General features: G+C 62.2%; 25 protein-coding genes. 19 read left to right on the top strand and 6 right to left on the bottom strand.

What is annotated here, in order from left to right; all coding sequences use genetic code 11:
* Nucleotides 1-191 precede the first annotated feature (191 nt).
* Both B348_RS0105130 and B348_RS0105135 read left to right on the top strand, forming a co-directional pair.
* Nucleotides 192-731, top strand: coding sequence for a sigma-70 family RNA polymerase sigma factor (locus B348_RS0105130; RefSeq protein WP_017735073.1), 540 nt, complete (start codon nt 192-194; stop codon nt 729-731).
* Nucleotides 731-1,663 (top strand): FecR family protein, encoded by a 933-nt coding sequence (locus B348_RS0105135; RefSeq protein WP_017735074.1) that lies wholly within the window; start codon nt 731-733, stop codon nt 1,661-1,663. Before B348_RS0105130 ends, B348_RS0105135 begins: the two co-directional genes overlap by 1 nt.
* Here the strand turns inward: B348_RS0105135 and B348_RS0105140 are convergent.
* Entirely contained in the window at nt 1,660-3,477 is a 1,818-nt protein-coding gene (locus B348_RS0105140) for a sigma-54-dependent Fis family transcriptional regulator (protein ID WP_017735075.1), read from the bottom strand. The two genes, B348_RS0105135 and B348_RS0105140, sit on opposite strands and share 4 nt — an antisense overlap.
* 342 nt (nt 3,478-3,819) lie before the next feature.
* On the opposite strand from B348_RS0105140, the gene B348_RS0105145 reads away from it, so the two are divergent.
* From B348_RS0105145 to B348_RS0105170, 6 genes are read left to right on the top strand one after another with little or no spacing between them, the layout of a single operon-like run.
* On the top strand, nt 3,820-4,914 hold the full coding sequence (locus B348_RS0105145) for an ABC transporter ATP-binding protein (RefSeq protein WP_017735076.1): 1,095 nt from the start codon (nt 3,820-3,822) through the stop codon (nt 4,912-4,914).
* The gene (locus B348_RS0105150; protein ID WP_017735077.1) at nt 4,914-6,011 is read left to right on the top strand and encodes an ABC transporter ATP-binding protein; all 1,098 of its coding nucleotides are present in this window, start codon (nt 4,914-4,916) and stop codon (nt 6,009-6,011) included. Before B348_RS0105145 ends, B348_RS0105150 begins: the two co-directional genes overlap by 1 nt.
* Nucleotides 6,008-6,874, top strand: a complete 867-nt coding sequence (locus B348_RS0105155; RefSeq protein WP_017735078.1) for a carbohydrate ABC transporter permease — start codon at nt 6,008-6,010, stop codon at nt 6,872-6,874. The genes B348_RS0105150 and B348_RS0105155 overlap by 4 nt, the downstream gene beginning before the upstream one ends.
* Nucleotides 6,875-6,884: 10 nt before the next feature.
* Nucleotides 6,885-7,685: a carbohydrate ABC transporter permease gene (locus tag B348_RS0105160; protein ID WP_017735079.1), complete on the top strand. Its 801-nt coding sequence runs from the start codon at nt 6,885-6,887 to the stop codon at nt 7,683-7,685.
* A 10-nt stretch (nt 7,686-7,695) separates the two neighbouring features.
* The gene (locus B348_RS0105165; protein ID WP_017735080.1) at nt 7,696-7,968 is read left to right on the top strand and encodes a DUF2160 domain-containing protein; all 273 of its coding nucleotides are present in this window, start codon (nt 7,696-7,698) and stop codon (nt 7,966-7,968) included.
* A 32-nt stretch (nt 7,969-8,000) separates the two neighbouring features.
* The gene (locus B348_RS0105170; RefSeq protein ID WP_017735081.1) at nt 8,001-9,743 is read left to right on the top strand and encodes an ABC transporter substrate-binding protein; all 1,743 of its coding nucleotides are present in this window, start codon (nt 8,001-8,003) and stop codon (nt 9,741-9,743) included.
* 184 nt (nt 9,744-9,927) lie between these two features.
* On the opposite strand, the gene B348_RS0105175 is transcribed toward B348_RS0105170, so the two are convergent.
* Nucleotides 9,928-10,827 carry an AraC family transcriptional regulator N-terminal domain-containing protein gene (locus tag B348_RS0105175; RefSeq protein ID WP_017735082.1) on the bottom strand — a complete coding sequence of 300 codons (900 nt, stop codon included), beginning with the start codon at nt 10,825-10,827 and terminating at the stop codon, nt 9,928-9,930.
* Nucleotides 10,828-10,956: 129 nt separating this feature from the next.
* Between B348_RS0105175 and B348_RS0105180 the strand changes: the two genes are divergently transcribed.
* From B348_RS0105180 to B348_RS0105195, 4 genes are read left to right on the top strand one after another with little or no spacing between them, the layout of a single operon-like run.
* A complete protein-coding gene (locus B348_RS0105180) occupies nt 10,957-11,700 on the top strand; it encodes an SDR family NAD(P)-dependent oxidoreductase (protein WP_017735083.1) in 744 nt (247 codons plus the stop codon).
* A gap of 16 nt (nt 11,701-11,716) precedes the next feature.
* Entirely contained in the window at nt 11,717-12,118 is a 402-nt protein-coding gene (locus tag B348_RS0105185; protein WP_017735084.1) for a VOC family protein, read from the top strand.
* Nucleotides 12,115-13,074, top strand: a complete 960-nt coding sequence (locus B348_RS0105190; RefSeq protein ID WP_017735085.1) for a trans-acting enoyl reductase family protein — start codon at nt 12,115-12,117, stop codon at nt 13,072-13,074. Before B348_RS0105185 ends, B348_RS0105190 begins: the two co-directional genes overlap by 4 nt.
* Nucleotides 13,075-13,092: 18 nt before the next feature.
* Nucleotides 13,093-13,551, top strand: coding sequence for a nuclear transport factor 2 family protein (locus tag B348_RS0105195; protein WP_017735086.1), 459 nt, complete (start codon nt 13,093-13,095; stop codon nt 13,549-13,551).
* Between the two features lie 19 nt (nt 13,552-13,570).
* On the opposite strand, the gene B348_RS0105200 is transcribed toward B348_RS0105195, so the two are convergent.
* A complete protein-coding gene (locus B348_RS0105200; RefSeq protein WP_017735087.1) occupies nt 13,571-14,437 on the bottom strand; it encodes an AraC family transcriptional regulator in 867 nt (288 codons plus the stop codon).
* A gap of 147 nt (nt 14,438-14,584) precedes the next feature.
* Here B348_RS0105200 and B348_RS0105205 point away from each other — a divergent pair, with 147 nt between their 5' ends.
* Nucleotides 14,585-15,334, top strand: coding sequence for a glucose 1-dehydrogenase (locus tag B348_RS0105205; RefSeq protein ID WP_017735088.1), 750 nt, complete (start codon nt 14,585-14,587; stop codon nt 15,332-15,334).
* Between the two features lie 9 nt (nt 15,335-15,343).
* Here the strand turns inward: B348_RS0105205 and B348_RS0105210 are convergent, their stop codons facing one another.
* Nucleotides 15,344-16,255 (bottom strand): LysR family transcriptional regulator, encoded by a 912-nt coding sequence (locus tag B348_RS0105210; RefSeq protein WP_017735089.1) that lies wholly within the window; start codon nt 16,253-16,255, stop codon nt 15,344-15,346.
* Nucleotides 16,256-16,384: 129 nt separating this feature from the next.
* Here B348_RS0105210 and B348_RS0105215 point away from each other — a divergent pair, with 129 nt between their 5' ends.
* On the top strand, nt 16,385-17,134 hold the full coding sequence (locus B348_RS0105215; protein ID WP_017735090.1) for an SDR family NAD(P)-dependent oxidoreductase: 750 nt from the start codon (nt 16,385-16,387) through the stop codon (nt 17,132-17,134).
* A 323-nt stretch (nt 17,135-17,457) separates the two neighbouring features.
* Here the strand turns inward: B348_RS0105215 and B348_RS0105220 are convergent, their stop codons facing one another.
* Both B348_RS0105220 and B348_RS0105225 read right to left on the bottom strand, forming a co-directional pair.
* Nucleotides 17,458-17,886, bottom strand: coding sequence for a hypothetical protein (locus B348_RS0105220; RefSeq protein ID WP_017735091.1), 429 nt, complete (start codon nt 17,884-17,886; stop codon nt 17,458-17,460).
* 86 nt (nt 17,887-17,972) lie between these two features.
* Nucleotides 17,973-18,869, bottom strand: coding sequence for a LysR substrate-binding domain-containing protein (locus B348_RS0105225; RefSeq protein WP_017735092.1), 897 nt, complete (start codon nt 18,867-18,869; stop codon nt 17,973-17,975).
* A 172-nt stretch (nt 18,870-19,041) separates the two neighbouring features.
* On the opposite strand from B348_RS0105225, the gene B348_RS0105230 reads away from it, so the two are divergent.
* From B348_RS0105230 to B348_RS0105250, 5 genes are all read left to right on the top strand, one after another.
* On the top strand, nt 19,042-19,989 hold the full coding sequence (locus tag B348_RS0105230) for a branched-chain amino acid ABC transporter permease (protein WP_026136577.1): 948 nt from the start codon (nt 19,042-19,044) through the stop codon (nt 19,987-19,989).
* Entirely contained in the window at nt 19,986-21,071 is a 1,086-nt protein-coding gene (locus B348_RS0105235; RefSeq protein ID WP_017735094.1) for an ABC transporter ATP-binding protein, read from the top strand. Before B348_RS0105230 ends, B348_RS0105235 begins: the two co-directional genes overlap by 4 nt.
* Nucleotides 21,068-21,841, top strand: a complete 774-nt coding sequence (locus B348_RS0105240; RefSeq protein ID WP_017735095.1) for an ABC transporter ATP-binding protein — start codon at nt 21,068-21,070, stop codon at nt 21,839-21,841. Before B348_RS0105235 ends, B348_RS0105240 begins: the two co-directional genes overlap by 4 nt.
* Complete coding sequence (locus B348_RS0105245) at nt 21,834-22,550, top strand: ABC transporter ATP-binding protein (RefSeq protein WP_017735096.1); 717 nt, start codon at nt 21,834-21,836, stop codon at nt 22,548-22,550. Before B348_RS0105240 ends, B348_RS0105245 begins: the two co-directional genes overlap by 8 nt.
* A gap of 66 nt (nt 22,551-22,616) precedes the next feature.
* Complete coding sequence (locus B348_RS0105250; RefSeq protein ID WP_017735097.1) at nt 22,617-23,756, top strand: branched-chain amino acid ABC transporter substrate-binding protein; 1,140 nt, start codon at nt 22,617-22,619, stop codon at nt 23,754-23,756.
* The last annotated feature ends 83 nt before the right edge of the window (nt 23,757-23,839 follow it).

A 23,839-nucleotide genomic window follows, 5' to 3' on the forward strand; every position in this document is an offset into this window, starting at 1 on the left:
AACACATATGCAGCTGACCCACTGCCATCGCAGGCAAGCCAGCTGCCACATTTTCGCCGGTGTGCATCTGATCCAAAGTGGCAACCCAATCCCACAGTGCCAGGCGCTGCCCAGCGGTTCTTGCTCATACTCCGTTTTACTGGCATTGTTCGCGCAATTGGTAATATTTCCCATTTGAGAAGTTTTTGCGCATGCATGACATTCCGGCCGTGCTGAACGATTCAACCCGTCAGCAGACCCTTGCGGCTATGTACAGCGAGCACCACGGCTGGTTGCACAACTGGCTGCGCAAAAAACTGGGCTGTTCGCAACACGCCGCCGACCTGGCCCACGACGCGTTCATCCGCGTGCTGCTGCTCGCCGAGCCGCACAACATCAAGGAACCCCGCGCCTTTCTCGCCACCACCGCCGGGCGCCTGCTGATCGATGGCGCACGCCGCCGGCGTATCGAAAAAGCCTACATGGAAGCCCTGGTGATCCAGTGCGAAGACGCCGGCATGCCCGACCCGGCTGCGATCCATGTGGCGCTGCAAGCCCTGGAGCGTATCGCCGAGATACTCGCCGGCTTGCCCGCCAAGGCCCGCGAGGCGTTCCTGTTGAGCCGTCTCGACGGGCTGACCTACAGCGAGATCGCCACGCGCCTGGAGGTGTCCTCCAGCACCGTCAAAAACTACATCTCCAGCGCCCTGGTGCACTGCTACCACAGCCTGCACGGAGCCGATCCGCTGTGATGAGTTCCGAACAAATCATTCAGCAGGCAGCGAATTGGCTGACCCGCCTGCACGACGAAGACGTCACCGAAGAGGACCGCCAAGCCTTCCACACCTGGTGCGACGCCGACCCACGGCATGCCGTCGCCATCGAGCGCATGCGCGGCCTGTGGGGCAGCCTGGAGACGTTGCCCGCCCAGCCTGCACGCCGAGCCCTCAACCGCGCGTTCGCGCCGCAACGCTCGCGTGGCGCCCAGGCGGTCGGTGTGCTCGGCCTGGTGCTCTGCGGTTGGTTCGGCCTGCAACACCTGCCGCTGTGGATGGCCGACCAACGCACCGGCGTCGGCGAACGCCGCCAGATCGCCCTCGAAGACGGCAGCCAGCTACAGCTCAACAGCAATTCGGCGGTGGACGTGAAGTTCGACGGCCAGCAACGGGTGATTGAGCTGCTGCAAGGCGAGCTGTGGGTGGAGGTGGCCAAGGATGCACGACGGCCGTTCGTGGTGCACACCGACCAAGGCACGGCGACCGCGCTGGGCACCCGTTATCTGGTCAAGCGCGCGGCGGACGGCACGACCGTGGTGACAGTGATTGAATCCACCGTGGCCGTCAAAGGTGATAGCAGCGATGAGGTCAAGGTCACGGCCGGCCAGCGTGCGATCCTTGATCATGGCCGCGTCCAACCCGCGCAAGCCACCGGCAGCGCCGACCCGGACGCCTGGACCCGTGGCCTGCTCAAGGTCAACGACCAGCCCCTCGGCGACGTCCTGCAAACCCTGGCCAGCTACCGCCACGGCATGGTGCGCTTTGATCCCCAGGCGCTGCAGAACCTGCGGGTGTCCGGGGTGTTCAAGCTCGATGACACGGCGGCGGCCCTCGCGGCACTGGCAGACAACCTGCCGATCCAGGTGGAGTACTTCACCGACCTGCTGGTGGTGGTCAAGCCGCGCTAGCGCTCGTTCTGGCGCAGGCGCTTGTACAGGGTGTTGCGGCTGACGCCCAGTTCCCGCGCCAGGTGGGAAATATTCCCGCCGAGCGCCTTCAAGCGCTGGTTCAAGTCGATGCTGTCATCCAGCGATTCACCGGTTGGCAGTGGTGCCGGCACGTGCAAATCCACAAAAAAATCATCTGGCAGATGCTCCGCACGGATCGGCTGCTCCTCGGCCATCGCCAGCGCCACCTGCAACACGCTGCTCACCTGGCGCAAATTCCCCGGCCACGGGTGCTGCTCGAACAGCGCCAGCACCTCGGCGCTCAGCCCGGCCCATTGGGTTGGCTCGCGGTGCTGCTGCCACAGTTGCTGGAACAACGCCTGCTTGTCGGTGCGTTCGCGCAAGGGCGGCAGCTCCAGGGTCAGGCCACCGATGCGGTAGTACAAATCCTCACGAAACCGCCCGGCCTGCACCCACTCCCGCAGGGCGCGGTTGGTGGCAGAGATAATGCGCAGATCCACCGGGAACAACTCGCTGCTGCCCACAGGCTGCACGCAGCGTTCCTGCAAGACCCGCAGTAAACGCGCCTGGGTCGGCAGCGGCATGTCGCCGATTTCATCGAGGAACAGCGTGCCCTTGTCGGCCTTGCGGATCAGGCCAATGCTGCCTTTCTGATTGGCGCCGGTGAACGCGCCTTTTTCGTACCCGAACAGTTCCGATTCCACCAGCTCCGCAGGAATCGCTGCACAGTTCACCGCGATAAATGCCTGCTGGCTGCGGGAACTGGCCTGGTGCAGGGCTTTGACGAACACCTCTTTGCCCACCCCGGTTTCGCCGTGGATCAGCAGCGGGATGTCCTTCTCCAGCAGGCGTTCGGCCTGGCGCACGGCTTTTTCCACGCGTTGGTCGCCAAAGTGCAAGGTTTTCAGCCCAATCGACGTAGGCTTTGGCGGCGTTGGTTGTGTGAATACTCGCGCCTGCACCGGCATCTGCTTGGGCCGTTTCAACAGGCACTGGAACCGATTGCGTCCCGCCGCCTGCAACGAGAACGGCAGTCCCTCTGGCTGGTTCAACAGCTCCAGCAGCGACACCTTGAACAAACGGTCGATCATCACCCGCGACAAGCTGATCCCCAGCAGGTTGTCCGCGCGGCGGTTAGCCGACAGCACCTGGCCGCTGTCGTCAAAGATCAGCAGGCCGGCCCATTGGCTGTCCAGGTTGTTCAGGCCGGTGTTGAAGGTCAATTGGAAATGCTCGCCGCGAAACAGGTTGAGGATCAGCCGGTTTTCCACGGTCTGGCTCATCATCTTGACCATGCCCAGGGTGTGGGAGGGAGGCAGGTAGCTGTCGCTGGACACGTCCAGCACGGCAATGATCTCGCGCTGCGCATCGAAGATCGGCGCCGCCGAACCGGTCATGAAGCGGTTGGCCTTGAGGAAGTGTTCGTCATGCTCGATATGCACGGCCTGGGCGCAGGCCAGCGCGGTGCCGATGGCATTGGTGCCGCTGGAGCACTCGCGCCAGCTGGCGCCGGGGTTGAAGCCGCGGGCCAGCTTTGGCTCGATGAAGCGCTGGGTACCCCATGACGTCAGCACCTGGCCCTGGTTGTCGGCCAGCATGATCAGGCAGTTGGAATTGCTCAGGATGTTTTCGTAGTAGGGCAGCACTTCCTGGTGGGTGGTCTGCACCAGCGAATGCTGGCTTTCCAGCAGTTGGCTGATGCCTTCGGCGGGCAGTTGGTCGAAGCTGGGGGCGCTTTGATGGTCCAGGCCAAACGCGCGGCAACGGCGCCAGGATTCCTGGATAAGGGTGTCGTGAGCCAAGGGTTCGGCCATGGGGTGACCTTCTTTTATTGTTATTTTTATACAGCCTTGCGCAGCTCCAATGTGGGAGCGGGCTTGCCCGCGATAGCGGTGGGTCAGTCACTGAATAGGCAAGCTGATACACCGTCATCGCGGGCAAGCCCGCTCCCACATGTTGCCTGTGTCGATGGCCAAGAGAGTGTTGTTCAGAACTGTTCATTGTCAACCCCCGAACTGTTCAGTTGTTCACCCCAATTGTTCACACCTGAACATGCCGTTCAGGCCAACTCCTCACACATCAAGCACTTGCAGTTTTGGCACGAAACTCGCTCTGACGAATGGCCAGATTCATTCCAATAATAAAAAGGTCGTGTCATGTCATTGACCCTGGAACATGTCTCCCGCGTCGTTGAAGGCCAAACCTGGATCGACGACGCCACCCTGCGTTTCGAGCCCGGCTCCTTTAACGTCCTGCTCGGCCGCACCCTGTCCGGCAAGACCAGCCTGATGCGCCTGATGGCCGGCCTGGACAAGCCCGACAGCGGCCGCATCCTGATGAATGGCGTGGATGTCACCCACAAACCGGTGCGCTTGCGCAACGTGTCGATGGTGTACCAGCAGTTCATCAACTACCCGACCATGACCGTTTTCGAAAACATCGCCTCGCCCTTGCGCCAGGCCGGTGTGGCCAACGAGTTGATCCAGAGCAAAGTGCTCGAAACCGCCAGAATGTTGCGCATCGAGAAGTTCCTGCAGCGTCATCCGCTGGAGCTGTCCGGCGGCCAGCAGCAACGCACGGCCATGGCCCGCGCGCTGGTCAAGGATGCCGAGCTGATCCTGTTCGATGAGCCGCTGGTGAACCTGGACTACAAACTGCGTGAAGAACTGCGTCAGGAAATGCGCGAGCTGTTCAAGGCGCGCCACACCATCGCCATCTACGCCACCACCGAACCCAACGAAGCCCTGGCACTGGGTGGCACCACCACCATCCTTCACGAGGGCCGGGTGATCCAGAGCGGCAGGGCCGCCGAGGTCTATCACCAGCCGCAGAGTGTGCTCGCCGCCGAGTTGTTTTCCGAGCCGCCGATCAACCTGATGCCGGGGCGCATCAGTGGCAACGAAGTGAGTTTTGCCAATTTCGTGCACTTTCCGCTCAACGTCGATTTGCGCCCCATCGGCGAAGGGGAATTCCGCTTCGGTGTGCGCCCCAGCCATATCAGTCTGGTGCCGAGCAACGACGACGACCTGGAACTGGCGGTGACCGTGGAAGTCGCCGAGATCAGCGGTTCGGAAACCTTCCTGCATGTGCGCAGCGAACATTTCCTACTGGTGCTGCATCTGCCGGGGGTGCATGAGTACGACGTCGACGCGCCGATCCGCGTGTATATCCCCACCCATAAACTGTTTGTGTTCGATAGCCAGGGCCGTCTGGTCCAGGCCCCCGGGCGCCGTGTCGCGAGGGTTGCCTGATGGCCGAGATCCATTTGCAGAACCTGGCCCACAGCTACAGCCCTACGCCCAGTGGCCCTGAGGACTACGCGATTCGGGAAATGAACCATGTATGGGAGCAGGGCGGGGCCTACGCCTTGCTCGGGCCCTCCGGCTGTGGCAAATCGACCTTGCTCAATATCATCTCCGGCCTGCTCAGTCCGTCTGAAGGCCAGGTGCTGTTCGACAGCAAGGTGGTCAATGACCTCACCCCGGAAAAACGCAACATCGCCCAGGTGTTCCAGTTCCCGGTGGTGTACGACACCATGACGGTGTTCGACAACCTGGCTTTCCCGCTGCGCAACCAAGGCATGGCGGAGGCGAACATTCACAGCAAGGTGCAGGAAATTGCCGAAGTCCTCGACCTGCAAAACCTGCTGTCGAAGAAGGCCCGCAACCTTACCGCCGACGAAAAACAGAAAGTCTCCATGGGCCGTGGCCTGGTGCGTGACGATGTGTCGGCGATCCTCTTCGATGAGCCGCTGACAGTGATCGACCCGCACCTCAAGTGGAAACTGCGGCGCAAACTCAAGCAGATCCACGAGCAGTTCAACATCACCATGGTCTACGTCACCCATGACCAACTGGAAGCCTCCACCTTCGCCGACAAGATCGCGGTGATGTACGGCGGGCAGATCGTGCAGTTCGGCACGCCCCGCGAGTTGTTCGAGCGGCCCAGCCATACGTTTGTCGGCTATTTCATCGGCAGCCCTGGGATGAATCTGATCGAGGTGCAGGCCGAGGCGGGCGGGGTACGGTTTGCCGGGACTCATCTGCCGTTGTCTGCAGCGATTGCGCAGCGCATCAGCGACACGTCCTATAAGAAATTGCAGGTCGGCATCCGCCCGGAATTTATCCATGTGTGGGACGAGTACAACCCTGACGCCCTGCAAGCCGACATCACGCATCTGGAGGATCTCGGCACCTACAAGATCATGACCCTCAACCTCGACGGTACGCTGTTGAAAGTACGCCTGGCCGAAGACAAGCCGGTGCCGCAGGGCAAGGCTTCCATCAGCTTTCCCGCGCAGTGGCTGATGGTCTACGCCGACGATTACCTGCTGGAGGTGCAGCCATGAACAAGGTGCAGAACAACAAGGCGTGGTGGCTGGTGCTGCCGGTATTTCTGCTGGTGGCGTTCAGTGCCGTGATCCCGATGATGACGGTGGTCAACTACTCGGTGCAGGACATTTTCGACCAGTCCAGCCGCTACTTCGTCGGTGCCGACTGGTACAAGCAGGTCCTGCTTGACCCGCGCCTGCATGACTCATTGCTGCGCCAGTTCATCTATTCGGCCTGTGTACTGCTGATCGAAATTCCCCTGGGCATCGCCATCGCCCTGACCATGCCGACCAAGGGCCGCTGGTCTTCGCTGGTGCTGATCATCCTCGCCATTCCGCTGCTGATTCCGTGGAACGTGGTGGGCACGATCTGGCAGATCTTCGGCCGTGCGGACATCGGTTTGTTGGGTTACAGCCTCAACGCCCTGGGCATCAGCTACAACTATGCGGCCAACACGGCGGACGCCTGGGTCACCGTGCTGGTCATGGACGTGTGGCATTGGACGTCATTGGTGGCGCTGCTGTGTTACTCGGGACTACGGGCCATCCCGGATGTGTACTACCAGGCGGCGCGGATCGATCGCGCATCGGCGTGGGCGGTGTTCCGACATATCCAGTTGCCGAAGATGAAAAGCGTGCTGTTGATCGCGGTGATGCTGCGCTTCATGGACAGCTTCATGATCTACACCGAGCCCTTCGTACTGACTGGCGGCGGGCCGGGTAACGCCACTACCTTTCTCAGTCAGACGCTTACTCAAATGGCTGTAGGTCAATTCGACCTGGGCCCGGCCGCCGCGTTTTCCCTGGTGTACTTCCTGATCATCCTGTTGGTGTCCTGGCTGTTCTACACCGCCATGACCCACTCCGACGCCAATCGCTGAGGCCGCCAACATGAGTAAGCGCAAGGTTATCCCGCTGCTGATCTACATCCTGTTCCTGCTGGTGCCGATCTACTGGCTGCTGAACATGTCCTTCAAGAGCAACACCGAAATCCTTGGCGGGCTGACGCTGTTTCCGCAGGACTTCACCCTGGCGAACTACAAGGTTATCTTCACCGACCCGAGCTGGTACACCGGTTACCTCAACTCGCTGTACTACGTCAGCCTGAACACGGTGATTTCTCTTACCGTGGCGCTGCCAGCGGCCTACGCGTTTTCGCGCTACCGTTTCCTGGGCGACAAGCACCTGTTCTTCTGGCTGCTGACCAACCGCATGGCGCCGCCGGCGGTGTTTTTGCTGCCGTTCTTCCAGCTGTATTCGTCCATCGGCTTGTTCGATACCCACATCGCCGTGGCCCTGGCCCATTGCCTGTTCAACGTGCCGTTGGCGGTGTGGATTCTGGAAGGCTTCATGTCCGGCGTGCCCAAGGAAATTGACGAAACCGCCTACATCGACGGCTACTCGTTTCCGAAGTTTTTCGTCAAGATTTTTATCCCGCTGATCGGCTCCGGCATCGGCGTCACCGCGTTTTTCTGCTTTATGTTTTCCTGGGTCGAGTTGCTGTTGGCGCGCACCCTGACCTCGGTCAACGCCAAGCCCATCGCGGCGGTGATGACCCGCACGGTCTCGGCGTCGGGGATCGATTGGGGCGTGCTGGCAGCGGCGGGGGTGTTGACCATCCTGCCGGGCATGCTGGTGATCTGGTTTGTTCGCAACCACGTGGCCAAGGGCTTTGCCCTCGGCCGGGTCTGAGGAGTCGATGATGGAATGGATGGCCTGGACCACCCCAACCGCACTGTTCTTTGGCGGCATCGCGCTGATTTTGGCGGGCATGACCACCTGGGAACTGCGTTCGCCGAGTATTCCCCGGCGCGGTTTTTTGCCGATCAGCACCACCCGTGGTGATCGTTTGTTTATCGGTCTTCTCGGCAGCGCCTACCTGCATTTGCTGGTAATCGGCGTCACCGGCTGGAGCATCTGGGCAGCGACTGCGCTGTCCCTGGTGTGGCTGTTGAGCGTGATGCGTTGGGGCTAGTGCCCTTATGAATAAACAACCAGGAGGTCTCTATGTTCGATAAAAACAATAAGCTGCGACATAGCATTTCATTGGCCGCCGTACTGGCCCTCAGCGGTTTGAGTGCCTCGGCCTGGGCTGATGCGTACGAAGATGCGGCAAAAAAATGGATCGGCAGCGAGTTCAAGCCATCAACGCTCACGGCCGAGCAGCAGCTCGAAGAGTTGAAATGGTTTATCAAGGCGTCAGAACCGTTCCGTGGGATGAAGATCAACGTGGTGTCGGAAACCCTCACCACCCACGAGTACGAATCCAAGGTGCTGGCCAAGGCCTTCAGCGAAATCACCGGGATCAAGCTGACCCACGACCTGCTGCAGGAAGGCGACGTGGTGGAAAAACTGCAAACCCAGATGCAGTCCGACAAAAACATCTACGACGGCTGGGTCAACGATTCCGACTTGATCGGTACACACTTTCGCTATGGCAAGACGGAATCCATCACCGACCTGATGGCCAATGAAGGCAAGGACTACACCTCGCCAACCCTGGATATCAAGGACTTTATCGGCATCTCCTTCACCACGGCGCCCGACGGCAAGATCTACCAGCTGCCCGACCAGCAATTCGCCAACCTCTATTGGTTCCGCGCCGACTGGTTCGAACGCGCGGACTTGAAAGCCAAGTTCAAGGAAAAGTACGGCTATGACCTCGGTGTGCCGGTGAACTGGTCGGCCTACGAAGACATCGCCAAATTCTTCAGCGAAGACGTCAAGGAAATCGACGGCAAACGCGTCTACGGGCACATGGACTACGGCAAGAAAGACCCGTCCCTCGGCTGGCGCTTCACCGACGCGTGGTTCTCCATGGCCGGTGGCGGCGACAAAGGCTTGCCCAACGGCTTGCCGGTGGACGAGTGGGGCATTCGTGTCGAGGACTGCCATCCGGTGGGCTCCAGCGTTACCCGTGGCGGCGACACCAACGGCCCGGCCGCGGTGTTCGCCACGCAAAAATACGTCGACTGGATGAAAGCCTATGCACCACCGGAAGCGGCGGGCATGACCTTCTCCGAGTCCGGCCCGGTGCCGTCCCAGGGCAATATCGCCCAGCAGATCTTCTGGTACACCGCGTTTACCGCCGACATGGTCAAGCCGGGGTTGCCGGTGGTGAATGCCGACGGCACGCCGAAATGGCGGATGGCGCCGTCGCCTGTCGGACCGTACTGGGAAAAGGGCATGAAGAAGGGCTATCAGGATGTAGGCTCCTGGACCTTCCTCAAGTCCACCCCGGAGAAACAGAAACTCGCGGCGTGGCTCTACGCCCAGTTCGTGACCTCGAAAACCGTCTCGCTGAAGAAAACCATCGTCGGCCTGACGCCGATTCGTGAGTCCGACATCAACTCCCAGGCCATGACCGACATGGCGCCGAAACTGGGTGGCCTGGTGGAGTTCTACCGCAGCCCGGCCCGCACCGAGTGGTCACCGACCGGCACCAACGTGCCGGACTACCCACGCCTGGCACAGCTGTGGTGGAGCAACATCGCCGCCGCCGCCAGCGGCGAGAAAACCCCGCAGCAGGCACTGGACAACCTGGCCAAGGAGCAAGACGCGATCATGACGCGCCTGGAACGCTCCAAGGTGCAACCGGTATGCGGCCCGAAAATGAACGAAGAACGTGACGCCCAATACTGGTTCGACCAGCCGGGTGCGCCGAAGCCGAAACTGGCGAACGAAAAGCCGAAAGGCGAGACCGTGGCATACGGTGATCTGCTTAAGCAGTGGGAGGCGGCGCGTAAGTAATCGAGTTGGATAAAACAAAACGGCACTCAGGTGCCGTTTTGTTTTTCGGATTGAAATACAAGCCTCAGAACAAAAACGATCAAATGTGGGAGCTGGCTTGCCTGCGATCGCGGTTTATCAGTGACGGATACATAGCTGACCCACCGCGATCGCAGGCAAGCCAGCTCCCACAATAGTCCAGCGCTTACTGACGAACTTTGTTCGCCGCCAAAATCCGCGCCGTATCCCGCGCCGGCGGCAACCCAAACACCCGCGCATAATCCCGGCTGAACTGGGTCGCGCTCTCATACCCCACCTCAAACGCCGCGCTGGTCACGCTGCTCGCACTGGCCACCATCAAGGTGCGCGCCTGCAACAGCCGCACACGTTTCTGATACTGCAACGGGCTCAGGTTGGTCACCGCCTTGAAGTGCCGGTGAAACGCCGAAACGCTCATGGTTGCCATTGATGCCAGCGCGTCAACGCGAATCGGTTCGGCAAAGTCACGGCGAATCCACTGGATGGCCCGGCTGACCCGCGCCATGGCCGTATCCGGTGCGGCAATCTCGCGCAACATCCAGCCGTGGGGGCCTTGCAATACGTGATAGAGGATTTCCCGTTCATAAGCCGGCGCCAAGGCGGCAATCGCCACGGGATCGCCCATCAGTCGCAGCATGCGTACCCACGCATCCATCAGCGCGGGCGTGACGGCCGCCACCGAAAACCCCGCTTCCTGCTCGCAACGCCCGCTGGGCACTGGCAGGTCGTTGAGCAACGTGGTCAGCACGGTCGCGTCCAGGGTCAAGCTCACCGCCAGGTAAGGCTCGCCGGTACTCGCCGGGTTCACCACCCCCACGGCGGGCAACTCGATAGACATCACAAAATACGTCGCCGGGTCGTAATGCAAGGTGCGGTCGCCGACGGTCATGCACTTACTGCCCTGTAGGATCAGGTTGATCATCGGCTCATACACCGCCGCGAGCATATGCTCGGGAATCGCCCCCTGGACCATCGCCACGCGCGGGATGCCGGTCTCGGTACGGCGGTTTTCGGCGTTTGCGGCCAAGGCGCGCAGTTCGATCAGTTGAGTATTCATGACGGCCATGCTGTTCCTTCCTACGACGCTCGCGCAAGCAAAAAGCAGAAACAGGCAGTATTGAAGTAGGAACGGCTGAGTCGCGGGGTAGGGCGACGGCTACTGTGCTCACTCAACTTTTCAACAGTGGAGCAGGCCATGAGCGTCATCGTGATTACCGGAGGCAGCCGCGGGATCGGTGCCAGTACCGCCGAGCTGTGTGCTCGCCAAGGCCATGGCGTGATTCTCACCTACAACCGCAACCCGGCTGCGGCGCAGGCGGTGGTGCAGCGGATCGAAGCCGCCGGTGGCAAGGCCGTAGCGCTGGCATTGGATGTTGCCGCTGTCAGCACATTCGCCACTTTCCGCGAAACGCTGACACAAGCCCTGCAAAGCACCTGGGGCGTCAGCACCTTGAGCGGCCTGGTGAACAACGCTGGCTATGGCCTGTTCAACCCCCTGGAGTCGGTGACCGAGGCGCAGTTCGACGGCCTGTTCAACGTGCACCTGAAAGGGCCGTTCTTCCTGACTCAGACGTTACTGCCGTTGTTGGAAGAACACGCCAGCATCGTCAACCTCACCAGCGCTACCACCCGCGTCGCCACGGCCGGCGTGGCACCTTACGCCGCCTTCAAGGGCGGCCTCGACGTACTTACCCGTTACATGGCCAAGGAGTTCGGTGAGCGCCGGATTCGCGCCAATGCCGTGTCCCCCGGCGCTATTCGCACCGAATTGGGTGGCGGCTTGGACGATGAATTCGAGGCCCTGCTGGCCGGGCAAACCGCCCTCAGGCGTGTCGGAGAACCGGAAGACGTCGCGCGGGTAATTGCCATGCTGCTGTCGGAAGAAGGGCGCTGGATCAACGCCCAGACCCTTGAAGTCGCCGGCGGCTACATCATCTGAATCAGGAGGTCACACGATGCTCGATCATCTGTTTATCTCGGTAGGCGACATTCAACGCTCCATCCGCTTCTATGAAGCCACCCTCCAGCCACTGGGTATCACCGCACGGCTCGACTACGACGGCAAAGACGGCCCTCCCGGCCACCCGGACCTGAAGGGCTTCGGCGCCAACGGGCGCATGTTCTTCTGGCTGCGCGAAGGCGTGGTCGAAGGGCGGGCGGTGCACGTGGGCTTTGTCGCCAACAACCGCATAGAGGTGGAAAAAGCCTACGCCGCCGCCCTGGAAAACGGCGCCACCGACAACGGCGCGCCCGGCGCGCGCTTGCACTACGACCCCAACTACTACGCGGCCAACGTCCTCGATCCGGACGGCTACAGCCTTGAATTCGTCTACAAAAATTGGCAGCACACCCCATGAAAACCCTGATGATCTACGGCGCCACCGGCTACACCGGGCGCATGGCGGCCGAACATGCCCAACAGCTCGGCCTGAACCTGGTGATCGCTGGCCGCAACGCCGAGCGCCTGGCATCCCTGGCTGCAGAGCTGGACGTGCCGTATCGCGTGTTTGCGGCTGACGCCAGCCAGTTGCAGGGCATCGACGTGCTGCTCAACTTCGCCGGTCCGTTCGCCCACACCGCCGAACCCTTGATGCGCGCCTGCATGGCCAGCGGCACCGACTACCTGGACATCACCGCTGAAATCAATGTGTACCGCCTGGCCGAACAGCTCGGCGCCGGGGCGGATGTGATGCTGCTGCCCGGCGTGGGCTGGGACGTGGTGCCCACTGACTGCCTGGCGATGCACGTCGCCCGCCGCGTGCCGCAGCCGCAGTCGCTGAAAATCGCCTTGCAGGTGCCGGGCGCGATGTCCCGGGGCTCGGCGCTGAGTGTCGGCGAGATCATCGGCGCTGGGGTGATGGCGCGCATTGACGGCGAATTGCTTGCCACCCCGGACGCGCAATCGCAGCTCCTGGACTTTGGCGACGGCCCTGCGCTGTGCGCACCGTTGTCGTTTGGCGACCTGATTACGGCCTGGCATTCCAGCGCCATCCCGAACATCGCGATGTTCGTGCACATCACCGGCGAAGCCTTCCCCGAAGGCGACCTGTCGCTACTGCCCGACGGCCCCACCCAAGCCCAGCGCGACGCTCACCGTGCCCGCGCCGTGGCCGAAGTCACGGGCATCGACGGCACGGTTGCGCGGTCGGTGATCGAAACCGTCAACGGCTACAGCTACACCCCACTGGCCGCCGTGGAAGCGGCGCGTCGAGTACTCGGTGGCGAGCGCCGGCCCGGCTTTGAAACCCCGGCGAAGCTATTTGGCGTGGGCTTTGCCCTGACCATCGACGGCACTCAAATCACTGATTATTGAACTCACAGGAATTGCACCATGACTGATCTGCAAACGGCCGCCGAAAACAGTGCGGTGATCGACACCCTGCATCGCTTCGCGGCAGGTATTGACCTGAAGGACTCGGCCCTGCTTGCCTCGGCATTCACCGCCACCGCCATCTCGGACTTCCGACCGGCCGCCGCCAAGGCTGGTTTTGAATACCCGGTGCTGGAAGGGCGCGACGGCATCGTCGGCGCGCTGTCCGCCGCGCTCGGCCAGCTCGATACCACGCACTCGGTGAGCAACGCACGGGTCACCCTCGACGGTGATAACGCGCGACTGGATGCGTTGGTGGAGGCGCAGCACGTACCGCAAAGCGATCCTTCGCGGCATTACTTGATGAAGAACCGTTATGACGTTGAGTTGGTGCGGGAGGAGGGCGTATGGCTGATCCAGCGCGTGACCGTGGATAACGTCTGGCGCTCGGGCGATCCGGCGGTGCTTGCGGGCATCTGATTGCCCTGTCGCGCCTGGTTTAGGTAGGGGTTTTGAACCGGGCTGCATCCTTCGCGGGCGGCAAGCCGAACAGCCGCGCGTATTCGCGGCTGAACTGCGAGGCACTTTCATAACCCACGGTAAAGGCGATGGACGCCGCATCCAGGGTGTCAAACAACAGCAACCAGCGCGCCCGCAACAGGCGCAAACGCTTCTGGTATTGGATCGGCGTCATTGCGGTGATGGCTTTGAAGTGCCGATAGAACGCTGCCACGCTCATGTCGGTCATCGCCGCTAGCGGCTCCACGCGAAAAGGTTCGGTGTAGTGCTGACGAATCCACTCGGTGGCGCGGCGGATCTGCGTCAGGCGTCCATCGGGGCGCGCCATGTCCACCAGGGTTTCGCGCAATGGGCCTTGTAGAGCCCGAAACAGAATCTCTCGCTCGATCATCGGCGCCAGTACGGCCGCTTCGTTGGGTCGGTCCATCAGCCGCATCATCCGCAGCCAGGCATCGAGCATTTCCGGCTGCGCCTGCACGGCCGCGAACCTTTGGGGGCGCGGACGTTCGGGCGTGTTCAGGGTGTCGGCCAACAATGCTGCAATCACCGAAGGCTCCAGGGTCAGGCTGAGCGCCAGGTAGGGCGAATCCGCTGCGCACGGATGAACCTGCCCGGTGGCCGGCACGTCCACGGGTACCACGAAATAGCTCGACGGCCCGTAGGTCGAAACCTGATCGCCAATCGACAACGTCTTTGCGCCTTGCAGCACCAGATGCAGCATCGGCGGGTACACCTGATCTGCGCAGGCTTCGGCACGCACCATCGCGACGCGGGGCAGGCCGGTGTCAGTCCACCGGTTTTGTGCGCGCATCACGAGGTGGCGCAGTTCATTCAGGTCGTTGTTCATGGGACGACCTTGAGCCACGACGCCCCGCAAAGCAAGGCAGCTGAGAAGAATAGGCAAGCATGGGAGAAGAACCGGCAACCACCCTTGCGCGGTCGGCCCGAATACTGGGGACTCGCGGTATCACCTAACCTTTGGAAGTACGCACTGATGAAACTCGACGGAAAAATTGCACTGGTCACTGGCGCATCAAAAGGCATTGGCGCCGGCATCGCAAAAGGCTTGGCGGCAGCCGGCGCAACGGTGGTGGTCAATTACGCCACCAGTCATACCGATGCCGACGCAGTCGTTCGCCAGATTCAGGCGCAGGGCGGCAGCGCCATCAGCGTGCAGGCGGACATGAGTGCGGGCGCCGATGTCACGCGCCTGTTCGACACGGTCCGCGAGCAATTCGGCAGGTTGGATATCCTCGTCAACAACGCCGGGGTCGCCGTGTTCCAAATGATTGAGGACCTGACCGAAGAAGCCTTTCACACGCAGTTCAACCTCAACGTGCTGGGCTACCTGCTCGCGGCGCGGGAAGCCGTCAAGTTGCTGGGGCAGGGTGGCAGCATCATCAATATCAGTTCGATCCTCAGCACCGACCCCTACCTGGCGTCCAGTGTCTATTCGGCGACCAAGGGGGAGGTGGATACGCTGACCTTTGCCCTGGCGCGTGAGTTGGGGCCAAAGGGTATCCGGGTCAACTCGATCTTGCCGGGCCACACCAACACGCCGGCTACGGCGGGCAACTTTGCCGGTGAGTTTGGCCAGTCGCTGATTGCCGGGACACCGCTGGGGCGGTTTGGTGAGCCTCAAGACATTGCGCCCCTCGCCGTGTTCCTCGCCTCCGAGGACGCCCATTGGATCACCGGGGAGTCTATCCGGGCTTCCGGTGGCGTGCGCGGCGTCGGCTACTGACCGCACGGTTCATTGCCGCACATGAGGGTGTGCGGCAAACACTTCCACCAGCCAATCGACAAACACCCGCACCCGCGCGCTCAGGTGCCGGTTGGGCATGTACACCACTGACAACGGGTTGGGTGCCGCAGACCACTCTGGCAGCACCTGTGCCAAGGCGCCCGCTTCGATAGAAGGCTGCACCATGAAGCGCAAGGTGTGGATCACGCCCAGCCCGGCAAGGCCTGCCGCAAGGTAGGCATTGCTGTCATTGACCGCCACGATGTGGCGTCCCTTCACCGTCACCTGTTCGGCCCCGCGTATCAGCGTCAGCGTGTTGTGCTTGCCGGAAGTCGGGAAGAAGTAGCGCACCAGCGTGTGCGCCTCTTCGAGCTGCGAGGGATGGTGCAGTGCCCCGTGCGCCGCCAGGTACGCGGGCGTGGCGCAGGTGACAAAGTCCAGGCTGCCCAGGCCTCGCGCAATCAGCGTCGAGTCCGGCAGGTGGCCACCACGAATCACGCAGTCGATACTTTCGCTGGCCAGGTCTGCGGTGCGGTCGCTGGCGCCGATGTCTATCTGGATGTCCGGGTAACGGCTGTGGAAATCGTGCAAGGCCGGGATCACCAGCAGTGTGGCGATGGTGGTGCCCATGTCGACCCGGACCCGGCCGCTGGGGCGACTGCCCGATAGCACCAGGTCTGATTCGGCTTCCAGCCATTGATCCAGCACCCGGCCCATGCGCGCATGGTAGGCGCTGCCTTCCGGGGTCAGCGTCACCGTGCGGGTGGTACGGTTTAGCAGTTTTACCCGCAGATGGGCCTCCAGCGCCTGCACCATTTTGGTCACGGCGTTGGGGTGCACTTGTAACTGCGCCGCCGCCTTCACAAAGCTGCCGGTCTCGACGATACGCAGGAAGGCTTGTACGGCCTGGAAGTAGTCCATGGAGCCTCGCGGATTGTCACGAATTGAGTGATACGGGATACAGGTTTTCGCCGTTTATCACGTGCACGGTTGAGATTACCTTGATTTACGCCTCGCAACCCGCGAATCGACAGCTTCCAAGGAATTCCCATGACCCAGTCTCTCAACGGTAAAGTCGCATTGGTCACCGGCGCTTCACGCGGCATCGGCGCTGCCATCGCCAAGCGCCTGGCGGCTGAAGGTGCCGATGTGGCGTTCAGCTACTCCCAGTCCCCCGAGCGTGCGCAGTCGGTGCTGCGCAGCATCAAGGCGTACGGGGTCAAGGGGCTGGCCGTGGCGGCGGATCAAGCTGACGGTGCGGCGGTAGCGGCGCTGGTCAAGACCGTGCATGCGCACTTCGGGCGCCTGGACATTCTGGTCAACAGTGCTGGCGTCTTCACCATGGGCTTAGTGGGTGACCCCCTGGCCGATATCGCCGCCCTGGATCGCCAACAGGCGATCAACATTAATGGTGTGGTGGCAGCGGTGCGTGCTGCCGTACCGTTGTTGGCCGATGGGGGGCGTATCGTGTCCATCGGCACCATGTTTGCTAGTCGTGCGCCGTTTCCCGGGATTGGTGACTATGCGGCGAGCAAGGCCGCAGTAGCGGCTTACGGTCGTGCCTGGGCACGAGACTTGGGGCCGCGCGGGATCACGGTAAACACTGTACAGCCAGGGCCGATCAACACCGACATGAACCCGGATACCAGCGATATGGCGCCGCTGGTAAAACAGATGACTGCGCTTGGGCGTTATGGGCAGCCGGAAGAAATCGCCGGGGTGGTGGCGTTTCTCGTGGGCGCGGATGCGGCTTTTATCACCGGTGCCACGTTGAATGTGGATGGTGGGCAGAACAGTTGAGGGAGCGCCATCGCAGGCAAGCCAGCTCCCACAGTTTTGAGCGGTGCAAACCTGATCTGGCCTGTGAACCCAATCCCCTGTGGGAGCGGGCTTGCCCGCGATGGCGGCATGTCAGTCAACACAGATGCAGCTGACCCAGCGCCATCGCAGGCAAGCCAGCTCCCACATTTTTGAGCGGTGTAAACCTGATCTGGCCTGTGAACCCAATCCCCTGTGGGAGCGGGCTTGCCCGCGATGGCGGCATGTCAGTCAACACAGATGCAGCTGACCCAACGCCATCGCAGGCAAACCCGCGTAGATTTGGTTTGGCGGTGTGCTCTGGATTAAGCCGCTTGAGGTTGGACCTGTAACTCGCCTTCCACTTCCTTGACCAACCCACTGGCCAAAAACAGCGGCAGCACTCGCTTGTGCAATTGCGGCTCGACAAACTCCTTCACCGTATCCAACCCCAGCACACCGCTCAACGCCAATTCTGCCTTGGTGTACGACAACCACGCCTTCTTCAACACCTGCAACACATCACTGCCCGCCGTGGTGGCAAAGCGGCGCTGGGCGGGTTTACCGTCAAAGGTAAAGGTGTGCTGGAACGCGTAGCCTGTTTCATCGCCACCACTGGCGGTGCAGCGGATGCAGGTGCACGGGCCGTCGCCGAAGGCGGTGCGCAGGTAGCTGTTGAAGTCCACCACGGGTTTGAGTGACAGGCGCTTATCCACCTCGAACAGGTCCCCGGTCATTTTTTCGTCAGTGTTCAACAGGTATTTCCTCGCAGGTTCGGCGGTTTTTCAAAGCGCGGCACAATAGCAGCCGAGCGCCGGTTTGTGGGGGATTAATCAACGGTTCAGGCTGCAATCAAGCTGCGCTTGATCCAGTCGTACAAATCATTGCCCTCGCTGGACAACTCGCTGTTGGCCCGGCGGCACAGGTAATACTGGCGGCCATCATTCACCTCCAGCTCAAACAACTTCACCAACTCGCCACTGGCCACCAGCGGTGCCACCAGCGGTTCGCGGAGTAACGCGCAGCCCAAGCCGGTGAGGGTGGCAGTGAGCGCCAGTTGGCCGTCTTCCAGTAGCAAGCCATTCAGCGCGGTGGCATCCACCTCGGCGGCTTCGAACCATTGGCCCCAGGTGCCGCGTTCTTCGTCGTGCAGCAGTGGCAACTGGCTCAAGGCCTCGGGCGTGTCGATGGGGCCGTGCTGCGCCAGGAAGGCGCGGCTGCAGTAGGGCGTCACCGCGCCGGAGATCAGCGGTTCGCTGTGATAGCCCGGCCAGTGCCCGGTGCCGAAGCGAATCGACAGGTCGGCTGCGTCGCTGGGGTAGCTTCGGTGGTTGGCGTAGGTCACGTTGATGTCCAGCGCCGGGTGATCCTTCAGGAAATGCGCCAGGCGTGGAATAAACAGGTTGATGCCAAACAGTGGGATCAGGCTGATGGTCACCTGGCGCGTGGCGCTTTTTTCGCGCACATGTTCGGTGGCGCTGCGCAGCACCGCAAACGCCGAGCGAATCGCGCGGTAGTACTCGCGGCCTTCATCGGTGAGCACCAGGTTGCGGCCCTGGCGCAAGGTCAGCGGTTGCTGCAGGAAATCTTCCAGCAAGTGCAGTTGATGGCTGATGGCCGAGGCGGAAACTTCCAGCTCACGCGCGGCGGCATTCACCCCGCCATGGCGCGCAAAGGCTTCGAAAGTGCGCACGGCACGCAGGGGAGGGTCATTGGTAAACTGTTCTGATTTATTCATGTATTGAATTAAATACTAACTCTTGCGCCGAATAAAGAGCCATAAGTGCCGCATTCATGGCATAAATAGCCTGTTTAAGGGTTGATATAACCATATGACTTTCTGTTATTTGATAAAAACAGAATAGATGCTTAGTGTGCCGCCCTTGCACGCACTGAGGTCGATGGTTTTCATGGATGGGTTTATCCAACAACTGCTCAACGGTTTGATGACGGGCAGTCTCTACGCGCTGGTGGCCCTGGGTTACACCATGGTCTACGGCATCTTGCGCATCATTAACTTCGCCCATGGCGATGTGCTGATGATCGGCGCGCTGGTGGGTTTGTCGGTGATTCGTCTGTTGCAGGCCGCCTTTCCAGGTCTTGCGCCGATGCTGGTGTTGCTCTGTGCGACCCTCGTCGCCATGGCCTTTTGTGCGGTGTTGGCGGTGGTGATCGAGCGCGTGGCCTACCGCCGCCTGCGTCACGCCCCGCGCCTGGCGCCGTTGATCAGTGGCATCGGCGTGTCGCTGCTGCTGCAAACCCTCGCCATGCTGGTGTGGACACGCAACCCGCAGATGTTCCCGCAACTGCTGCCGCTGGAGCCGATCGAAGTGCTGGCCGGCGCCTCCGCACACCCGGCCATCACCAACGCCACGGCGCTGACCACGATTGCCGTCGCCTTGTCGGTGATGGTCGCGTTGCTGGTGCTGGTGGAGCGCACGCGCTTCGGCCGGGCCATGCGTGCGGTGGCGGAGAACCCGCAAGTCGCCAGCCTGATGGGCATCAGCCCGAACCGCATCATCGTCATGACCTTCGCCATCGGCGGCGCCCTGGCGGCACTCGCCGGGATCATGATGGCCAGCAACTACGGCAGCGCGCACTTCTACATGGGCTTCCTGCCCGGTATCAAGGCCTTCACCGCTGCAGTGCTGGGCGGCATCGGCAACCTCAAGGGCGCCATGCTCGGCGGCCTGCTGCTGGGTTTGATCGAAGCCCTCGGCACCGGTTACCTCGGTGCGGCCACCAACGGCGTATTCGGCAGCAATTACCAGGATGTGTTCGCCTTTATCGTGTTGATCGCGGTGCTGGTGTTCCGGCCTTCCGGGTTGTTGGGCGAACGTTTGGCGAGCCGCGCATGATCAAGTCCCTGACCCCCAACAAACGCGCGAGCCTGGGCCTGTTGCTGCTCGCCGTGGCCCTGGTGCTGGCGCCGTGGATCGTCGGCCACGCCGGCGGCAACACCTGGGTGCGCACCCTCGACTTTGCCTTGCTGTACATCATGCTCGCCCTCGGCCTGAACATCGTGGTCGGCTACGCCGGGCTTTTGGATATGGGCTTTATCGCGTTCTACGCGGTGGGCGCCTACCTGGCTGCGTTGCTCTCGTCGCCGCATTTGCTGCAACAGTTCCCCGCACTGGCGGCGCTGTTGCCGGCGGGCATGCACACCTCGATCTGGCTGATCCTGCCGCTGGGCGCGCTGCTTGCCGCGGGTTTTGGCGTGGTGCTGGGCGCGCCGACCCTGCGCTTGCGCGGCGACTACCTGGCCATCGTCACCCTGGGTTTCGGCGAAATCATCCGCATCCTGCTGCGCAACCTCGACCGCCCGGTGAATATCACCAATGGCCCCAAAGGCATCGCCCAGGTGGATCCGGTCAGCCTGCTCGGCGTCAACCTGGGGCGCACCCAAGAGCTGTTCGGCCTGCGCCTGCCGTCGGTGTACCTCTATTACTACCTGTTTGCGGCGCTGGTGGTGTTGATACTGTTTGCCTGCATCCGCCTGGAGCGTTCGCGCATCGGCCGTGCCTGGGTGGCGATCCGCGAAGACGAAGACGCGGCCCAGGCCATGGGTATCAACACCGTGCGTCTCAAGCTGCTGGCGTTTGCCATTGGCGCGGCGTTCGGCGGCGTGAGCGGCGCGTTGTTCGCCTCGTTCCAGGGCTTTGTCTCGCCGGAATCCTTCACCTTGAACGAATCCATCGCCGTACTGGCGATGGTGGTGCTGGGCGGCATGGGCCATATCCCCGGGGTCATCCTCGGCTGCGTATTGCTCGCGGCCCTGCCCGAAGCCTTGCGCGCCAGCATGGGGCCGTTGCAGCAGGCGCTGTTCGGCCAGGTGCTGGTGGACCCGGAGATCATCCGCCAGTTGTTCTACGGCCTGGCGCTGATCCTGGCGATGCTCTACCGACCCGCCGGATTGTGGCCCAAAGGAGTGGCACGATGAACGCACCGCTGTTGCAGATCGACAAGGTCAACAAACACTTCGGCGGCGTCGCGGCGCTGAGCGACGTGAGCCTGAGCATCCAGCCCGGCGAGATCTACGGCCTGATCGGCCCGAATGGCGCGGGCAAGACCACTTTCTTCAACGTCATGACCGGCTTGTACACGCCGGACTCCGGGCGCTTCCAGCTGGATGGCCGCGACTATCAGCCCACCAGCGTGCACCAGGTTGCCGAGGCGGGGATCGCGCGTACCTTCCAGAATATCCGCCTGTTCAATGCCATGAGCGCCCTGGAAAACGTCATGGTCGGGCGCCATGTGCGCACTCGCAATGGCCTGTGGGCGGCCTTGAGTCAGCATCGCCGCGCCCGGGAAGAAGAGGCGCAAACCCGTGCCCACGCCCATCGCCTGCTGGCGTATGTCGGCCTGGCCGGCTACGCCAATTACCGCGCCGACAGCCTGAGCTACGGCCACCAACGCCGCCTGGAAATCGCCCGCGCCCTGGCCACCGAACCACGCTTGCTGGCCCTGGATGAACCGGCGGCGGGCATGAACGCCAGCGAGAAAGTGCAACTGCGCGGCCTGCTGGAAAAGATCCGCGACGACGGCCGCACCCTGTTGTTGATCGAGCACGACGTCAAGCTGGTGATGGGCGTGTGCGACCGCATCAGCGTGCTGGATTACGGCCAGGTCATCGCCGTCGGCCCGCCCGCCGACGTGCGCCAGCACCCGGCCGTGATCCAGGCCTATCTGGGAGCCAGCGCCCATGTCTGAAGCACTGTTGAACGTCGAAGGTTTGCAGGTGCGCTACGGCGCCATCGAAGCCGTCAAAGCCCTCGACCTGCATATCGATGAAGGCGAGCGCGTCACCCTGATCGGCGCCAACGGCGCGGGCAAGACCTCCAGCCTCAAGGCGCTCACCGGTTTGCTGCCTGCCGCCAAGGGCGAGATCCGTTTTGCCGGGCACTCCATCCTTGGCCAGGCGCCGGACACACTGCTGCGCCAAGGCATCGCGATGGTCCCCGAAGGCCGCGGGATTTTCGCGCGCATGAGCGTGCTGGAAAACCTGCAGGCCGGCGCATTTTTGCGCCGCGACAACGCGCAGGTGCAGCGCGAAATGCGCCAGTTGTTCGAACACTTCCCCCGCCTGGAAGAACGCCTGCAGCAATCCGCCGGCCTGCTGTCGGGTGGCGAGCAGCAGATGCTCGCCCTGGCCCGCGCGTTGTTGTCGCGCCCGCGCTTGCTGATCCTCGATGAGCCGTCCATGGGCCTGGCGCCGATCATGGTGGAGAAGATTTTCCAGGTGATCGACGACGTCTGCCGCCAGGGCATGACCCTGTTGCTGGTGGAACAGAACGCGCGGCTGGCGCTGCAAGTCACCGACCGCGCCTATGTGATGGACACCGGGCGCATCAGCCTCAGCGGCCGATCCGCAGATTTGCTTGAACACCCCGAGGTGCGCAGCGCGTACCTCGGCGAATAACCCAACCATGACGCTACCGGACGCCCGGCGTGTTCCGACCCGCCCGAAAAGAAGCAGGAACCACTGATGAGTATTTTGAAGAACACCGCATTGATCGGCCTGGCCCTGAGCAGTCTCGCCAGCGCCATGGCCCAGGCCGACCAGACCGTGCTGATCGGCCTGGCTGGCCCGCTGACCGGCCCGTCCGCACGCATCGGCAAAGACCTGGAAAACGGCGCGAAACTGGCCATCGACCAGGCCAACGCCAAGCACCCGAAGATCAACGGCGAGGCCGTGACCTTCAAGCTGGTCTCCGAAGACGACCAGTCCGACCCGCGCACCGCCGTCACCGTGGCCCAGCGCCTGGTGGATGAAGGGGTGGTCGGCGTGGTCGGCCACTGGAACACCGGCACCAGCATCCCGGCCGCGCGGGTCTACCACGACGCCGGGATTGCCCAGGTCGCACCGGTTGCCACCGGCCACGCCTACACCCAGCAGGGTTTCGACACCAGTTTCCGCATCATGGGCCATGACGACGATGGCGGTCAGGTCGCCGGCGATTACGCGTTGAACACGCTGAAAGCCAAGCGCATCGCCGTGATCGACGACCGCACCGCGTTCGGCCAGGGCCTGGCGGACCAGTTCGTCAAAGCCATCGAAGCCGGTGGCGCGACAGTCGTCGGTCGTGAATACGTGGACGACAAGACCATCGACTTCAGCGCCGTACTCACCAACATCCGCAGCCAGAACCCGGACCTGATCTTCTTCGGCGGCGTCGACGCCCAGGCCGCACCGCTGGCGCGGCGCATCAAGCAACTGGGGATCAAGGCACCGCTGATGGGCGCCGGTGGTTTTGTCAGCCAGACCTTCCTGGAGTTGGCGCAGAACGAAGGCGAGGGCGTGATTGCCCTGGAACCGGGCCTGGCGATAGCGCAGATGCCGGGTGGCAAGGCCTTCGAGCAAGCTTACAAAGAGCGCTACAAGACCAACATCGAACTGCACGCGCCGTTTGCCTATGACGGCGTTGGCGTGCTCATCGCGGCTATCGAGAAGGCCGACTCGGTTGACCCGCAGAAGTACCTGCCGGTGCTGCGTGCCATCAGCTACGCGGGTGTGACGGGGACTATCGCGTTTGATGCGCAAGGTAACTTGAAGAAGCCGTCGTTCACCGTGTACCAGGTCAAGGCCAACCAATGGCAGCCCGTAAGCGTCGCAGGCGGTAAATAACTGGATCGACTGTGGGAGCTGGCTTGTGTGGGAGCTGGCTTGCCTGCGATGGCGGGATACCGGCCCAAGATGTGCCGGCTGGG

Source organism: Pseudomonas sp. CBZ-4 (assembly GCF_000346755.1).
Classification (GTDB): Bacteria; Pseudomonadota; Gammaproteobacteria; order Pseudomonadales; family Pseudomonadaceae; genus Aquipseudomonas.

Excerpts from the sequence above, each read along its gene's own strand:
- B348_RS0105130 (WP_017735073.1), top strand. The coding sequence starts at position 192 with ATGCATGACATTCCGGCCGTGCTGAACGATTCAACCCGTCAGCAGACC.
- B348_RS0105135 (WP_017735074.1), top strand. The coding sequence starts at position 731 with ATGAGTTCCGAACAAATCATTCAGCAGGCAGCGAATTGGCTGACCCGC.
- B348_RS0105140 (WP_017735075.1), bottom strand. The coding sequence starts at position 3,477 with ATGGCCGAACCCTTGGCTCACGACACCCTTATCCAGGAATCCTGGCGC.
- B348_RS0105145 (WP_017735076.1), top strand. The coding sequence starts at position 3,820 with ATGTCATTGACCCTGGAACATGTCTCCCGCGTCGTTGAAGGCCAAACC.
- B348_RS0105150 (WP_017735077.1), top strand. The coding sequence starts at position 4,914 with ATGGCCGAGATCCATTTGCAGAACCTGGCCCACAGCTACAGCCCTACG.
- B348_RS0105155 (WP_017735078.1), top strand. The coding sequence starts at position 6,008 with ATGAACAAGGTGCAGAACAACAAGGCGTGGTGGCTGGTGCTGCCGGTA.
- B348_RS0105160 (WP_017735079.1), top strand. The coding sequence starts at position 6,885 with ATGAGTAAGCGCAAGGTTATCCCGCTGCTGATCTACATCCTGTTCCTG.
- B348_RS0105165 (WP_017735080.1), top strand. The coding sequence starts at position 7,696 with ATGGAATGGATGGCCTGGACCACCCCAACCGCACTGTTCTTTGGCGGC.
- B348_RS0105170 (WP_017735081.1), top strand. The coding sequence starts at position 8,001 with ATGTTCGATAAAAACAATAAGCTGCGACATAGCATTTCATTGGCCGCC.
- B348_RS0105175 (WP_017735082.1), bottom strand. The coding sequence starts at position 10,827 with ATGGCCGTCATGAATACTCAACTGATCGAACTGCGCGCCTTGGCCGCA.
- B348_RS0105180 (WP_017735083.1), top strand. The coding sequence starts at position 10,957 with ATGAGCGTCATCGTGATTACCGGAGGCAGCCGCGGGATCGGTGCCAGT.
- B348_RS0105185 (WP_017735084.1), top strand. The coding sequence starts at position 11,717 with ATGCTCGATCATCTGTTTATCTCGGTAGGCGACATTCAACGCTCCATC.
- B348_RS0105190 (WP_017735085.1), top strand. The coding sequence starts at position 12,115 with ATGAAAACCCTGATGATCTACGGCGCCACCGGCTACACCGGGCGCATG.
- B348_RS0105195 (WP_017735086.1), top strand. The coding sequence starts at position 13,093 with ATGACTGATCTGCAAACGGCCGCCGAAAACAGTGCGGTGATCGACACC.
- B348_RS0105200 (WP_017735087.1), bottom strand. The coding sequence starts at position 14,437 with ATGAACAACGACCTGAATGAACTGCGCCACCTCGTGATGCGCGCACAA.
- B348_RS0105205 (WP_017735088.1), top strand. The coding sequence starts at position 14,585 with ATGAAACTCGACGGAAAAATTGCACTGGTCACTGGCGCATCAAAAGGC.
- B348_RS0105210 (WP_017735089.1), bottom strand. The coding sequence starts at position 16,255 with ATGGACTACTTCCAGGCCGTACAAGCCTTCCTGCGTATCGTCGAGACC.
- B348_RS0105215 (WP_017735090.1), top strand. The coding sequence starts at position 16,385 with ATGACCCAGTCTCTCAACGGTAAAGTCGCATTGGTCACCGGCGCTTCA.
- B348_RS0105225 (WP_017735092.1), bottom strand. The coding sequence starts at position 18,869 with ATGAATAAATCAGAACAGTTTACCAATGACCCTCCCCTGCGTGCCGTG.
- B348_RS0105230 (WP_026136577.1), top strand. The coding sequence starts at position 19,042 with ATGGATGGGTTTATCCAACAACTGCTCAACGGTTTGATGACGGGCAGT.
- B348_RS0105235 (WP_017735094.1), top strand. The coding sequence starts at position 19,986 with ATGATCAAGTCCCTGACCCCCAACAAACGCGCGAGCCTGGGCCTGTTG.
- B348_RS0105240 (WP_017735095.1), top strand. The coding sequence starts at position 21,068 with ATGAACGCACCGCTGTTGCAGATCGACAAGGTCAACAAACACTTCGGC.
- B348_RS0105245 (WP_017735096.1), top strand. The coding sequence starts at position 21,834 with ATGTCTGAAGCACTGTTGAACGTCGAAGGTTTGCAGGTGCGCTACGGC.
- B348_RS0105250 (WP_017735097.1), top strand. The coding sequence starts at position 22,617 with ATGAGTATTTTGAAGAACACCGCATTGATCGGCCTGGCCCTGAGCAGT.